Genomic DNA, 13,069 nt, shown 5'->3' on the forward strand with positions numbered 1-13,069 from the left:
TATGATCTGCTTGAACGCAACGGTGAGGACCTGCGTGCGCTGCCGCTGCAGCAACGTCGCGCGCAGTTGGCCGAGGTGGTTGGCGCGCTCGGCGATCCGCGCATCCAGCTGTCACCCGAGGTACCCGCCGACGATTGGCAGCATGCCGCGCAGCTGCGCGAAGCATCGCGCGAGCGCGGCGTGGAAGGGCTGATGCTGAAGCGCCGCGATTCGATCTACCAGTCCGGGCGTCGCCGTGGCGACTGGTGGAAGTGGAAGGTCGAGCCGCTCACCATCGATGCCGTACTGCTGTATGCGCAGGCAGGTCATGGCCGGCGCAGCACGCTCTACACCGACTACACCTTCGGGGTCTGGGACGGCGACACGCTGGTTCCAGTGGCCAAGGCCTATTCCGGGCTGGACGACAAGGAAATCCTCGCGCTCGATCGCTGGATCCGCGCGCATACCCGCGAGCGCTTCGGCCCGGTACGCAGCGTCAGTGCCGAGCAGGTGTTCGAACTCGGCTTCGAAGCGGTCAACCGCAGCGCGCGCCACAAGTCCGGCATCGCCGTACGCTTTCCACGCATCCTGCGCTGGCGCCACGACAAACCGGCTGCCGAAGCCGACCACCTGGCCCAGTTGCAGGCGCTGGCGCGATGAAGCGCAGTGAAGCGCTGCAGCGCCTGAACGACTGGTTCGGCAGCCGCGGCTGGCGCCCCCTGCCCTTCCAGCGCGCGATGTGGCGACACTACCTGGCCGGCGAATCGGGCCTGTTGCACACCCCCACCGGCAGCGGCAAGACGCTTGCCATGTTCGGCGGCCCCTTGCTGCAGGCGATGCTCGAGCCTCCCCCCAAACCGCGTCGCACCAGCGCGGTACGCCCGCTGCAGGTGCTGTGGGTGACGCCGCTGCGTGCGCTGGCCAGCGATACCGCACGCGCACTGCAGGCACCGATCGACGGCCTTGGCCTGGGCTGGCGCGTGGGGCTGCGCAGCGGCGATGCCAGCAACCGCGACAGGCGCTTGGCCCGCGAAGGTCGTATCGACGTGCTGGTGACCACACCGGAGTCGCTGGCGCTGCTGCTCAGCTATCCCGACACCCTTGAGCGCATGCGCCAGCTGCGCTGCGTGGTGGTGGACGAATGGCACGAACTGCTGGGCAACAAGCGCGGCGTGCTGCTGCAGTTGAACCTGGCGCTGCTGCGTGAGGCAGCGCCCACGATGCAACTGTGGGGGCTGTCGGCAACATTGGGCAACCTGCCGCAGGCACGCGACGTACTGCTGCCGCACCAGCCACTGGCACCGATCGTGGAGGGCGCACGGCAGCGGCCGGTGACGATCCGCAGCCTGCTGCCCGAACCCGGCGAACGCTTTCCGTGGGCCGGCCATCTTGGCCTGGCGCAACTGCCGCGCGTGCTCGATGCAGTGTTCCGCGCGCGCAGCAGCCTGCTCTTCACCAACACACGTGCGCAGGCGGAACTGTGGCACCAGGCCCTCGCGGCGGTGTGGCCGGAGGATGCCGGCACGCTCGCCCTGCACCACGGCTCGTTGGATGCCACGCTGCGCCAGCAGGTTGAAGACGGACTGCGTGCCGGCACGCTGCGGTGCGTGGTGGCCACGTCCAGCCTGGATCTGGGCGTGGACTTTCCGGAAGTGGACCAGGTGCTGCAGCTGGGCAGTCCGAAGGGCGTGGCCCGCCTGCGCCAGCGGGCCGGGCGTGCGCGCCATCGGCCCGGCGCCAGCGGCGAGATACTGTGCATTCCCAGCCACGCGCTGGAACTGGCCGAGTACGCGGCGGCCCGACGCGCGTTGCATGACGGGGTGATCGAAGCACGCCGTCCTCCCACCTTGTCGCTGGATGTATTGGCCCAGCACGCAGTCAGTCGCGCGCTGGCTGGCGGCTTCGACGCCGCTGCACTGCTGCAACAGGTTCGTGGAACGCATGCCTTCGCCGCGCTGGAAGACGCGCAATGGAATGCCGTGATCGATTTCATCGTGCAAGGCGGACGTGCGCTGTCCCGGTATCCGGAGTTCCACAAGGTGGTGAGCGATGCCGATGGCATCTACCGCATGCCCGATCGCCGCCAGGCGCTGCGCCATCGGCTGTCGATCGGCACCATCAGCAGCGACGGCAGCGTGCGCGTGCAGTTCCTGCGTGGCGGCAGCCTGGGCGCGGTGGAAGAACAGTTTGCCAGCCGCCTGCGCCGGGGCGACCGCTTCCAGTTTGCAGGACGACTGCTGGAGCTGGTGCAGCTGCGCGACATGACCGCGTTCGTGCGCGTGGCACACGGCGGTGGTGATGGCGTGGTGCCGCGCTGGCAGGGCGGGCAGTTGCCGTTGTCGATGCCACTGGGGCGCGAACTGGAGATGGTGCTGTCAGGCGCCGACCAGAGCGTGGAGTCGCGCTGGCTTGCGCCGCTGCTGGCCTTGCAGTCGCAGCTGTCTGCGCCGCCATCGCCCGGCCACCTGCTGGTGGAAGACGTGCGCCGACGCGAGGGCCAGTTCCTGTTCGTCTATCCCTTTGCGGGCCGCCATGTGCACGAAGCGTTGGCCGCGCTGCTTGCCCTGCGCTGCACCCGGCAGCAGCGCAACAGCATCGGCTATGCGGTGAACGACCATGGTCTGGTACTCGCGCCGGCAACGCCGGTGGAATTGCAGGAACAGGACTGGCGGGCGATGCTGGATGCTGAGGATCTGCTGCCGGACCTGCGCGAAGCGGTGAACCTGGGCGAGCTGGCGCGCCGTCAGTTCCGCGGCATCGCACGCGTGGCGGGCCTGCTGGTGCCCAGCCTGCCCGGTGGCATGCCACGCTCGCTGCGCCAGTTGCAGGCCTCCGCCGGACTGCTGCATGACGTACTGCGCGAGCACGACCCGGAGCATCTGCTGTTGGCACTGGCCGAGCATGAAGTGCTGCACGACAGCTTGGATCTGCCCGGGCTGCAGCAGGTGCTGGCCGGCATCGCCACACGTTCGTTGTCGCTGCAGCAGCCATCGTCACTGACGCCACTGGCATTTCCGCTGTGGGCCGAGCGCCTGCGTGGGCAGTTCAGCAATGAAGACTGGCGCACGCGCGTGCAGCGTGCGGCGCAGCAGCTGGAGCGCCGTCATGGCCGCTGATCTGCCGCTGCAGCTGGGCGGTGAGTCGATGCTGCTGCTGGGCGGTCGGGCGCTGCTGTGGCCGGGGCGTCGCACGTTGTTGATCGCCGACCTGCACCTGGGCAAGGCGGACGTGTTCCGGCGCTCGGGAATCGCCCTGCCGGCCGGCGGTACCGGCGATGACCTGCAACGCCTGCAGGACATGGTGACCCTGCACCAGTGCCAGCAACTATGGATCCTCGGCGACGTCCTGCATGGCCCGGCGCATCGCGCGGCCTGGTATCAACAATGGCTCGGTTGGCGCGAACAGCACGCTGCGCTGGACATCCACGTGGTGCGCGGCAATCACGACCGTGATCTGCCGAAGGCGGCGCTGCAGGTACAGATGCATGACGATGCACGCTTGGGGCCGTTCCTGCTGCGGCACGAGCCGCTGGCCGATGCCTCCGCGCACGTGCTGGCCGGCCATGTGCACCCGCAGGTTGCGTTGCCGGCACTGCCTCGACGCTTCCCCGCGTTCTGGCTGCGCCAGGGCATCACCATTCTGCCGGCGTTCTCGGCATTCACCGCCGGTGTCGTGCCTGTACTGGCACCGGGCGAACAGCTGCTCGCCTGTGTGGAAGACAGCGTGGTGCCGCTGCCGGTTCGCTGACTCGTTGAGGCCTACGTCGAGGCCTGCCCTGCATTACGACGGGCGCGCGACGATCCGGGGCATCAGGCTGAATTCCGGCGCTTCCTCGTCAGCGTGGCGCGGCAGGGCCTGTATCGCCACCAGCATCTCGTGGGCGCAGGCGCGGATATGGTCGTGGCTTTCCGGTGATGCGTGGCTGATCAAACTGCCGACATGGAACTCGAACACATCTTCCAGTACGTCGGGCTGGTCCTCGTGCAGCATCCGCAGCAGACCGCGCAGCTTGCAGATTTCCGATTCCAGCTTCTCGACCGCGAACAACATGGCGTCCTCCTCGTGCATCGTGCGGCACATCCGGGCCGCAGCAGGCAGCGACGGCGACGCCACCCGGGCCACGCGATGATCGATCACGAAAAGGAAAACGGGCGACGCGGCTGCCGCGTGCTCATCTCTTGTCGCATATACGGGGTGAGGTAATCGTTAATCGACGTGACGAAAGATTCACGCGGTGGCCGGAATTGCCACGCTCCGTTCGGCCGAGGGCGCGGCGGCCAGCGCGTCGATGAACGCCGGATCGAGCGGCAACGCGCCCAGCCACCCGTGCTGGGTACCGCTGAGCACGCGCAGCATGTGCCCGCGCCCGCCAGGCAGTCGTCCCATCGGCCCCAGCAGCACGTCGCGGGCTTTTGCCCACGCATCGCGATCGGACTGGAACAGCGGCGTCAGCCAGCGGCTCCAGCGCTGATAGACCGCTACATGCGCACGCCGTTGCGCCTGATAGGCCTGCAATGCCGGTTCACCACCACCATGGGTGCGCAACGCGTCGCGCAGTGCCAACGCATCCAGCAGCGCCATGTTCACGCCCTGCCCCAGCTGCGGGCTCATCGCGTGTGCTGCATCACCGACCAGTACCAGCCGGCCCTGATGCCAACGCTTCATCACGGCATCGCGGTACACCGCCCGCGCCAGTTGCCCGGCGTCCTGCAGATGGGCGAAGCGCGCGCCCGCCTGTGGCCACAGCGCATGCAGTTCTTCCAGCCAGGGCGTCATGCCATCGCCCTGCCAGCGCTCGAAATCCGCACGCGGCAGGCTCCAGAAGAAGCTCAGGCGAGGCGTATCGTCACCCGGACGGGTGCCGACCGGCAGCAGGCCGATCATCTTGCGCGCGGCGACGTAGCGCTGCCGCAGCTGCTGCATGTGCGGCCAGTCTTCGGCCGGCAACAGGCACCACAGCGCGCCCCACGGGTACACCCGATCCAGCGCCGCGCCACCGTCGATACCGTTGCGCAGCGTGGACGCAGCGCCGTCGGCGGCAACCACCAGATCGAACGGTCCATGCGTGCGGCCGTCGCTGTCGCGCAGTCGCCCCTGCTGGTGGTCGACCTCGACAATGGTCGTACCCACATGCAGCTCGCCGGCGCCTTCACGCGCCTGGTCCAGCACCGAGAACAATGCGCCCCGCTGCATGCCCAGGCCATGCAGGCGCGCATCCAGGCCGTCATAGCCCATGTCCATCACCGCACGCTCGCACGGGGTATCGCCATACAGCCGGCGCACTGGCATGGCGTAGCCACGCACGGCATCGAGCAGGCCCATCTGCCACAGCACCTGCAGTCCGCTGGGTTGCAGCAGGAACCCTGCGCCCACCGGCCCTGGCGTCGGCACGCGTTCGAAGATCTCCACCTCGTGGCCATCACGGGTGAGCAGGATGGCCAATGCCTGGCCAGCGGTGCCGTATCCAATCACGGCGATGCGCAGTCGTTCCGTCATGCCCGCATTGTGCCATCGGCGCAGGGGTGGTACATCAGCGGCCTTCCCAGCAGAAGCTGTGCATCGGGCTCCGCCACCACTGCAGGCTCTCCTGCGAATGTCCCCCGGCAGCCTCTGCGCGGCTGCCTCCTCCTTTACTTCGCAGGAGAGCCTGCAGTGGTGGCGGCGCTCGGCTTTCATGGCCTCTGCTGGCGCGCGCGATTCCGCAACGGGAGCGCCTGTCCTTGCGTGCGAAGTAAAGGAGGAGGCGATGGCCGCAGGCCGGCGCCGGGGGACATTCGCACGCAAGGACAGGCGCTCCCGCAGAAAGGGCACTTCACGTTCACGGCCCGCAAAAAAAAACCCCGCCGAAGCGGGGTTTTCAACGCACTATCGAGTGGATCACTCGGCCGGAACGATGTTCGAGGCCTGGGCGCCCTTCGGGCCCTGGGTCACGTCGTAGGTGACCTTCTGGCCTTCCTGCAGACTGCGGAAGCCCTTGGAGTTGATCGCGGAGAAGTGCGCGAAGACGTCGGCGCTGCCGTCCTCCGGCGAGATGAAGCCAAATCCCTTGGCGTCGTTGAACCACTTGACGGTACCGTTCGGCATGGTGATGCGTGACCTTATGCAATGAATGGGTGGTGTACGCTGAACCCGCGCACAAGCTGAGTATGCAAAGCTTGTTACGCGAAGACAATCACCCCCGCGCCAATTCGCCGACCAGTTCCGGAAGTCCGTTGCTGGCGGCCTGCACATTGGCCAGTACTTCGGCCATGGTGATTTCCTCGCCGTCACCGCACCCGGCGGCCCAGTTGGCAACGATCGCCAGGCAGGCGTAATCCAGCCCCAGCTCGCGTGCCAGCGCCGCTTCGGGCATGCCGGTCATGCCTACCAGGTCGCAACCATCGCGGCGCATGCGCGCGATTTCAGCGATGGTTTCCAGCCGCGGGCCCTGCGTTGCGCCGTAGCAACCGCCATCGTGGACCTTCACACCGGTCACCTTCGCCGCCGCCAGGATCTTGCTGCGCAGCATCGGCGTGTACGGATGGCCGAAGTCGACGTGCACCACGTCGGTGCCTTCTTCTTCGCAGATCGTGCTGATCCGGCCCCAGGTGTAATCGATTACCTGATCCGGACAGGCCAGCACGCGCGGACCGAAATCGTCACCGATGCCGCCCACGGTATTCAGTGCCAGCACCCGTTGCGCGCCGATCTGCTGCAGCGCGGCCAGGTTGGCGCGGTAGTTGATCTTGTGCGGCGGCAGCGAATGACCTTCACCATGGCGCGCCAGGAAAGCCACGCGATGACCGAGCAATGTCCCGACCCGCACCGGGCCGGACGGCTGTCCGAAACGGGTCGAGACTTCGTGGGTCTGCACGTCGTCAAGCTTGGCCAGGTTGTAGACACCGGTGCCGCCAATCACGGCCAGGGCGATCTGTTGCATGAAAAGCACTCCAGAGAAAAAAGAACGCCGGCACCCGAAGATGCCGGCGGCAGGAAACGCAGGCCGCAGGCGGCCGCGTTGTTATTCCTTCATCGCGTAGATGGCCGGCACGCAGCGCAGGGTTTCGTTGACGTCCATGCCGAAACCGAACACGTAGCGATCCGGCAGTTCGATGCCGGCGTAGTCGGCGGTGACGTCCGGCAGCGCGCGATCGTGCTTCTTCACGGTCATCGCGGCAATGCGCACGTCGGTCGCGCCCTGCTCCAGGCACCAGGTGCGCACGCCCTGCAGGGTGTAACCCTCGTCGAGGATGTCATCGACCAGCAGCACGCGGCGGCCGAACAGTGCGGTGGCCGGCTTGTGCTTCCACACCAGGTCGCCACCGGTGGTCTCGCCGCGGTAACGGGTGGCGTGCAGGTAATCGAACTGCACGTCCTGGCCACGCGCGCCCAGCTCCAATGCCAGCTGGCCTGCGAACGGCAGCGCACCGTGCATGATCGACAGGAACAGCGGCACCTCGCCCTGGTAATCGCGCGCGATGGCGTCGGCGATGCCGGCAATGGCCTTGTCGATGGTGGGACGGTCGACCAGCAGGTCAGCTTGGGCCAGGGCCTGGGAAATGGTGAGGTTCGGCATCAGACGGTTCTTCCAAGGGTTTGAAGCAGACGGGATTGGGTGTCGCCATGGCGGGCATCGGCCAGCAGGCCATCCCAGCCAAGCGCGCCGCGGCCAAGCAGGCCCAGCAGCGCAGCGGTATTGAGGGAGCGTCCCTGCACCGCGTGCAGGGCTTCATCGACCAGTTCCGGGTGGCAGACCAGCACCACATCGCAGCCGGCATCCAGGTGCGCGTGCACGCGCGCCGGCACGCCACCGGCGCTGTGCGAGGCGGCCATGCCGATGTCATCGGAGAACACCACGCCGCGGAAGCCGAGCTCGCCACGCAGGATCTGCTGGATCCAGCGCGGCGAGTAGCCAGCCGGTTCCGGCGCGACCTGCGGGTAGATCACGTGCGCCATCATCACTGCATCGGCGCCGGCGGCAATACCGGCCGCGAACGGCACCAGATCCTGTGTGCGCAGTTCGTCCAGCGCACGCGGATCGATCGCGGTATCCACATGGGTGTCTTCCAGCACGGTGCCATGGCCGGGGAAATGCTTGAGGGTGGCGGCCATGCCGACCGCGTGCATGCCACGCACATAGGCGGCGGTGAACGCGGCCACGACCTGCGGGTCTTCACTGAAGGCACGGTTGCCGATGGCGCGATTGCCACGGCCAAGGTCGACCACCGGCGCGAAGCTCAGGTCCACACCGCTGGCACGCACTTCACTGGCCATCAGCCAGGCGTGCTGCTCGGCAAGTGCCAGCGCAGCGTCGGGGTCCTTGGCGTACTGGACACCAATGTCCTGCAGCGGCGGCAGCTCGCTGAAGCCCTCGCGGAAGCGCTGCACGCGCCCCCCTTCCTGGTCCACGCAGATCAACTGCGGGCGCGGTGCGGCAGCGCGGATCGCCGCGGACAGTTCGGTCACCTGCTGCCGCGAAGCGAAGTTGCGCTTGAACAGCACCACCCCGGCCACAGCATCGTGCTGCAGCCAGTCACGTTCCTGGGCGGTCAGTTCAGTACCGGCAACGCCGATCAGCAGCATGGTCGATCTCCACAACGGGCGCCCGCATGGCGCAGTGCCGCATTGTCGCAGAACCGGCCAACAGGCGCAGTGGTCAAAAAAGGGGACGGAGGGGATCAACGCGCAATCGGCCCACTGGTGCCGAATACGACTTGATCCCGTCCGTCCCCTTCTGCGGTCCGGTCAGACCTTGCAGCCGTCCGCGCCGCAGGCGTCGTCGCTGCCATCCGGGGCATCCTGCGCGCCCTGCCCCTCCGCCTGCTCGGCGGCAATCTGGCGCAGCGCGTTGGCGAAGGCTTCCGGGGGCTGGGCTCCGGATACGGCCCAGCGGCCGTCGATGACGAAGGTGGGCACCGAGGAGATACCCAGTGCATGGGCCTGCGCCAGGCCCGCTTCCACTTCGGCCAGGCCACGATCGCTGGCCAGCATCTGCTGGATCTCATTTGCAGCCAGACCACCCGCGGCACCAGCTTCGACCAGCACCGCCGGGTCGGCCAGATTCCGCCCATGCTCGAAATGGGCGCGGAACAGCGCCTCGCCGACCGCCTCCTGCACGCCGTGCTGGCCAGCCAGCCACAGCAGGCGATGCGCCGGCAGCGTGGTTACCCGCACCTGGCCCTGGCCGAAGTCCATCGGGAGGCCCTCGGCCCGCGCAGTGGTCTGGGTCTGGCCAAGAATCTGCTCGGTGCGCTCGGCACCGCCGAACTTGCGCTCATAGGCCTCGCGCAGCGGCACCGGGGTGGCGCCGGCATCCGGATCGAGCTGGAACGGCTGCCAGTGGATCTCGAGTTCGGGCGCGTCGGCGCCCAGCAACTGCACACCCTGCTGGAAGCGATGCTTGCCGATCCAGCACCAGGGGCAGACCACGTCGGAGTAGATGTCGATTCTCATCCCTGCGACATGTGGCCTGCTCGCCCCGAAAAAAGGGGACGGAGGGAATTAAGTCGCATTCTGCACAGCTGGGATCAAGACGCCCCTCTACTTCACCACTGTGAATAGGGATTATTGGCCAACGCCACGTTGTAGTAGCGCGCGTCGTCGGTCACCTCAGCGCCGATCCAGTCCGGCAGGTCGATGGCCTGGCCGGCGCTGTCGAGCTCGACTTCGGCGACCACCAGGCCGGCGTTGTCGCCAAGGAACTCGTCCACCTCCCAGGTCAGGCCGGCGTACTCGACCAGATGCCGGCGCTTGTCGATCAGGCCGCCGACGCACAGCGCCAGCAGGTCGCGCGCATCCTGCACCGGGATCGGGTAGTCGAACTCCTGCCGGGTATGGCCCAGCGTTCGCGACTTCAGGTTCAGTGCGGCCTTCTCGCCTTCGATGCGGACCCGCACCGAGGCGTTCTGGGTGCCGCGGTCGAGCGCGCCCAGATCGTTGATGTAGCCCTGCGCCATCGGAATGACCCGGTGCGCGGCGGTGCGCCACCCATCATGGGTGACGAGGAATTTGCGTTCGATTTCAATGCCCATGGGCACAGTATGCGGCTCACGCCAGACGCTGCCTATCGGCGCGGCGACAGGCACGACTACACTGCGCGGCCCCCAACCAAGGAATGGTCGCGCATGACACTTTCCCGTCGTCTTCGCCGCTGTCTTGCGCTGTCGGCACTGCTGCCGTGTGTGGCCGCCAATGCCGCATCAACGGCGATGCCATCGCTGCAGCAGGCACAGGCCGCGATGGACCGGATGTTCGATCAGGCCATTGCCGATCGGCCCGCCAGTGACAGCAGCCGCTTGGTTGCCGAGACCTTCCGGCCCCGCCTGCAGGCGCTGGACAGCTGCGCAGCCGCCGAGGCCGGTGACGCCGTCGATTGCATCGCCACCGCCAGCGCAGGCATCAATTCGCGACCGCAGCTGCTGCGGCTGGCCCTGGTGAGCGGCGTGTGGACCCTGCCTGACCAGCGCGATGTCCCGGTTCCGGCGCCGCCGAAGGATCGGGTGCAGGCCCTGCTGCGGGAACGGATCGCCGCACAGGCGCAGCAGCAGGCCGACCCCGCCCTGCGCACGCACTACGAGCAGGCGGCCAGCACCCTGCAGGTGCAGGACGTGAGGAGCTGCGACGTCGCCAGCGACAAGGCCGTCATCGAATGCACGGTGCGCGCGGGCGACGGCAACGAGCACGGCGAGCAGTCCATGGCCTTCGTGCGCGTGGAAGGCCAGTGGCAGAACGCCCCGGGCGACTGACCGCGTTGCCTGCGTGCAAGCGGCAGGGCAGGCGCCGGGTAGACCCCGGCGCTGCATTCATCAACGCTTTTCGAACACCGCGATGCTTTCCACGTGCGCGGTATGCGGGAACATGTCCATCGCACCGGCGCTGACCAGGGTGAAGCCCTGTTCGTTGACCAGGTAACCTGCATCGCGGGCCAGCGAGCCCGGATGGCAGCTGACGTAGACGATGCGCTTGAACTGCTTCAACGGCAGCTGCTGCAGCACTTCGATGGCACCGGAACGCGGCGGATCCAACAGCAGCTTGTCGAAGCCCTGGCGCATCCACGGCGTGCTGCGCTGGTCCTGGGTCAGGTCGGCGCTGTAGAACTGCGCGTTGGCCAGTCCGTTGCGCTCGGCGTTCTCGCGCGCACGCGCCACCAGCCCGGCATCACCTTCCACGCCCACCACTTCACGCACCTTGCGTGCCAGCGGCAGGGTGAAGTTGCCCAGGCCACAGAACAGGTCCAGCACGCGCTCGTCGGCACCCGGTTCGAGCAGGTCCAACGCGTGGGCGATCATCTTCTCGTTGAGCTTGGCATTGACCTGGATGAAATCCAGCGGACGGAACGCCAGTTCGACATCCCACGGCGCCAGCCGGAATGACAGCGCCACGCCCTGCCCGTCCAGCGGCTGCACGGTATCCACGCCGCCCGACTGCAGGTAGATGACAAAGCCCTGCTGCTGGCCAAAGGCCGCCCAGGCAGCGCGATCAGCGTCACTCAGCGGCTGCATGTGGCGCACAGTCAGCACCACCGCCTGGTCACCGGCGATGAACTCGATCTGCGGGATGTCGCGTTTGCCGTCCAGGGATTCGATGAAGGTCGACAGCACCTCCACCTTGGTGCCGATTTCCGGGATCACGGTCAGGCACTGCTTCAGGTCCGCGACGAAGCGCGGGTCCTGCTCGCGGAAGCCGACCAGGGTCTTGTCCTTCTTCTCGACCCGGCGCACCGAGAACCGGCCCTTGCGGCGGTAGCCCCAGCTGTCGCCGACCAGCGGCGGCAGCACGGTGCCCGGCTTCACATGGCCGATGCGCTCCAGGTTGTCCATCAGCACGCGCTGCTTGGCGACGATCTGCTGGTCTTCATCCAGGTGCTGCAGCACGCAGCCGGCGCAGGTGCCGAAATGCGGGCACTTGGGGGTGACCCGCTGCGGCGAGGCCTGCAGCACCTGCACCGTGCGCGCCTCATCGAAGTGGCGGCTGCGGGCGGTCTGTTCGGCCATCACCACTTCGCCCGGCAGGGCACCGCTGATGAAGGTGACCTTGCCGCCCTCGCCTTCACGGCGGGCAACACCGCGACCATCATGGCTGAGGTCGAGGATCTCGGTCTGGAAGGGAGTACGGTCGATGCGGGAGCGGGATCGGGCCACGTGGCAACAGGCTGCGGGCAAAAGTGGGGCCGTATTGTCGCAGATCCTGACCGGCGGGGCCGCTGGCCGCTTGCGCCCGCCGCCGCCGTGCTTGATGATTGACCCCAGCTGACATGGAGGCAGCCCTGATGCAGATGACCCCGCGGGCCAGTCGACCCCGCTTCCTGCTTGTCGAGGACGACATCATCAGCCGCGGTTTTTTCAAAGCGGCGTTGGAAACGTTACCAGCAGATGTGGACACCGCCGACTCACTGGCCAGCGCCTTGGCGCGCGCCGAGCCCGGTGCCCACGATCTGTGGCTGATCGACGTCAACCTGCCCGATGGCAATGGTGCCCAGTTGCTGCACGAGCTGCGCCGCTCGCACCCGGACACCCCGGCGCTGGCGCATACCGCCGACGGCGATGTCGCCATTCACGCACGCCTGCGCGAGGCCGGCTTCAGCGACACCCTGGTCAAGCCGCTGGGCCGCGACCAGCTGCTGAAGGCGGTCCGTCGTGCGCTGGTCAACAGCCCTGGCGGTTCCACGGTGCCGCCTGCGGCGGTCGAGCTGGCGTTGGAGGACTGGGACGAAACCGCCGCCCTGGCCGCGCTCAATGGCCAGCGCAACCACCTGATCGCCCTGCGCGAGTTGTTCCTGGCTGAACTGCCGGGCGTGCGCGACGCGGTCGAACAGGCCGTGGACCAGCACGACGAGCGCCAGCTGCGCAGCCAGTTGCACCGGTTGCAGGCCAGCTGCGGGTTCGTGGGTGCAGCGCGACTGGCACGCGCGGTGCGGCAGCTGCATCACACGCCCGAATCGGGGCAGGCACAGGCGGTGTTCCGCGCCGCCGTAGCTGCTCTGCTGCACTGAGGGGTTCGGCCGGGCTGCGCCCGGCACCTGCAGAGGCAACAGCCGGAGCAACGGCAACAGCCAAAGCGGCTTCCTGCGGGATGGCGGGGCGGCATGGGTTGGCAGGACACGCCGTAAACC

13 protein-coding genes and 1 pseudogene are annotated in these 13,069 nt (G+C 67.6%); 5 read left to right on the forward strand and 9 right to left on the reverse strand.

From position 1 onward, the window contains the following. The 3 genes and pseudogenes from DBR20_RS23485 to pdeM form a co-directional block, all read left to right on the forward strand. A pseudogene (locus DBR20_RS23485) lies at positions 1-639 on the forward strand (ATP-dependent DNA ligase); the annotation flags it as partial. After that, a complete protein-coding gene (locus DBR20_RS19385; protein WP_108267776.1) occupies positions 636-3,095 on the forward strand; it encodes a ligase-associated DNA damage response DEXH box helicase in 2,460 nt (819 codons plus the stop codon). The pseudogene DBR20_RS23485 and the gene DBR20_RS19385, both read left to right, overlap by 4 nt. Continuing rightward, on the forward strand, positions 3,085-3,726 hold the full coding sequence (gene pdeM, locus DBR20_RS19390) for a ligase-associated DNA damage response endonuclease PdeM (RefSeq protein WP_108267778.1): 642 nt from the start codon (positions 3,085-3,087) through the stop codon (positions 3,724-3,726). Before DBR20_RS19385 ends, pdeM begins: the two co-directional genes overlap by 11 nt. Before the next feature lie 33 nt (positions 3,727-3,759). Here the strand turns inward: pdeM and DBR20_RS19395 are convergent, their stop codons facing one another. The 8 genes from DBR20_RS19395 to DBR20_RS19430 form a co-directional block, all read right to left on the reverse strand. Beyond that, on the reverse strand, positions 3,760-4,029 hold the full coding sequence (locus DBR20_RS19395) for a hypothetical protein (RefSeq protein ID WP_108267808.1): 270 nt from the start codon (positions 4,027-4,029) through the stop codon (positions 3,760-3,762). 177 nt (positions 4,030-4,206) lie between these two features. Beyond that, complete coding sequence (locus tag DBR20_RS19400; RefSeq protein WP_108267780.1) at positions 4,207-5,475, reverse strand: NAD(P)/FAD-dependent oxidoreductase; 1,269 nt, start codon at positions 5,473-5,475, stop codon at positions 4,207-4,209. Positions 5,476-5,856: 381 nt separating this feature from the next. Beyond that, entirely contained in the window at positions 5,857-6,063 is a 207-nt protein-coding gene (locus DBR20_RS19405) for a cold-shock protein (protein WP_019183439.1), read from the reverse strand. A gap of 88 nt (positions 6,064-6,151) precedes the next feature. Continuing rightward, a complete protein-coding gene (locus DBR20_RS19410) occupies positions 6,152-6,898 on the reverse strand; it encodes an S-methyl-5'-thioinosine phosphorylase (RefSeq protein WP_099818943.1) in 747 nt (248 codons plus the stop codon). 81 nt (positions 6,899-6,979) lie between these two features. After that, positions 6,980-7,534 carry a hypoxanthine-guanine phosphoribosyltransferase gene (locus tag DBR20_RS19415; RefSeq protein ID WP_025879180.1) on the reverse strand — a complete coding sequence of 185 codons (555 nt, stop codon included), beginning with the start codon at positions 7,532-7,534 and terminating at the stop codon, positions 6,980-6,982. Further along, positions 7,534-8,541, reverse strand: a complete 1,008-nt coding sequence (gene nagZ / locus DBR20_RS19420) for a beta-N-acetylhexosaminidase (protein ID WP_108267782.1) — start codon at positions 8,539-8,541, stop codon at positions 7,534-7,536. Before nagZ ends, DBR20_RS19415 begins: the two co-directional genes overlap by 1 nt. 162 nt (positions 8,542-8,703) lie before the next feature. After that, positions 8,704-9,411 (reverse strand): DsbA family oxidoreductase, encoded by a 708-nt coding sequence (locus DBR20_RS19425; protein WP_108267784.1) that lies wholly within the window; start codon positions 9,409-9,411, stop codon positions 8,704-8,706. 92 nt (positions 9,412-9,503) lie between these two features. Continuing rightward, positions 9,504-9,989 (reverse strand): CYTH domain-containing protein, encoded by a 486-nt coding sequence (locus tag DBR20_RS19430; RefSeq protein ID WP_108267786.1) that lies wholly within the window; start codon positions 9,987-9,989, stop codon positions 9,504-9,506. Positions 9,990-10,082: 93 nt separating this feature from the next. On the opposite strand from DBR20_RS19430, the gene DBR20_RS19435 reads away from it, so the two are divergent. Next, positions 10,083-10,703, forward strand: coding sequence for a hypothetical protein (locus DBR20_RS19435; RefSeq protein ID WP_146187059.1), 621 nt, complete (start codon positions 10,083-10,085; stop codon positions 10,701-10,703). 60 nt (positions 10,704-10,763) lie between these two features. Here the strand turns inward: DBR20_RS19435 and rlmD are convergent, their stop codons facing one another. Further along, entirely contained in the window at positions 10,764-12,098 is a 1,335-nt protein-coding gene (gene rlmD / locus DBR20_RS19440; protein ID WP_108267790.1) for a 23S rRNA (uracil(1939)-C(5))-methyltransferase RlmD, read from the reverse strand. A 128-nt stretch (positions 12,099-12,226) separates the two neighbouring features. On the opposite strand from rlmD, the gene DBR20_RS19445 reads away from it, so the two are divergent. After that, positions 12,227-12,949: a response regulator gene (locus tag DBR20_RS19445; protein ID WP_108267810.1), complete on the forward strand. Its 723-nt coding sequence runs from the start codon at positions 12,227-12,229 to the stop codon at positions 12,947-12,949. Positions 12,950-13,069 lie beyond the last annotated feature (120 nt).

Origin of the sequence: Stenotrophomonas sp. HMWF023 (assembly GCF_003060985.1) — a bacterium.
Lineage (GTDB): Bacteria > Pseudomonadota > Gammaproteobacteria > Xanthomonadales > Xanthomonadaceae > Stenotrophomonas > Stenotrophomonas lactitubi.

Excerpts from the sequence above, each read along its gene's own strand:
- pdeM (WP_108267778.1), top strand. The coding sequence starts at position 3,085 with ATGGCCGCTGATCTGCCGCTGCAGCTGGGCGGTGAGTCGATGCTGCTG.
- DBR20_RS19430 (WP_108267786.1), bottom strand. The coding sequence starts at position 9,989 with ATGGGCATTGAAATCGAACGCAAATTCCTCGTCACCCATGATGGGTGG.
- DBR20_RS19425 (WP_108267784.1), bottom strand. The coding sequence starts at position 9,411 with ATGAGAATCGACATCTACTCCGACGTGGTCTGCCCCTGGTGCTGGATC.
- DBR20_RS19385 (WP_108267776.1), top strand. The coding sequence starts at position 636 with ATGAAGCGCAGTGAAGCGCTGCAGCGCCTGAACGACTGGTTCGGCAGC.
- DBR20_RS19400 (WP_108267780.1), bottom strand. The coding sequence starts at position 5,475 with ATGACGGAACGACTGCGCATCGCCGTGATTGGATACGGCACCGCTGGC.
- DBR20_RS19445 (WP_108267810.1), top strand. The coding sequence starts at position 12,227 with ATGCAGATGACCCCGCGGGCCAGTCGACCCCGCTTCCTGCTTGTCGAG.
- DBR20_RS19395 (WP_108267808.1), bottom strand. The coding sequence starts at position 4,029 with ATGTTGTTCGCGGTCGAGAAGCTGGAATCGGAAATCTGCAAGCTGCGC.
- nagZ (WP_108267782.1), bottom strand. The coding sequence starts at position 8,541 with ATGCTGCTGATCGGCGTTGCCGGTACTGAACTGACCGCCCAGGAACGT.
- DBR20_RS19405 (WP_019183439.1), bottom strand. The coding sequence starts at position 6,063 with ATGCCGAACGGTACCGTCAAGTGGTTCAACGACGCCAAGGGATTTGGC.
- DBR20_RS19410 (WP_099818943.1), bottom strand. The coding sequence starts at position 6,898 with ATGCAACAGATCGCCCTGGCCGTGATTGGCGGCACCGGTGTCTACAAC.
- DBR20_RS19435 (WP_146187059.1), top strand. The coding sequence starts at position 10,083 with ATGACACTTTCCCGTCGTCTTCGCCGCTGTCTTGCGCTGTCGGCACTG.
- DBR20_RS19415 (WP_025879180.1), bottom strand. The coding sequence starts at position 7,534 with ATGCCGAACCTCACCATTTCCCAGGCCCTGGCCCAAGCTGACCTGCTG.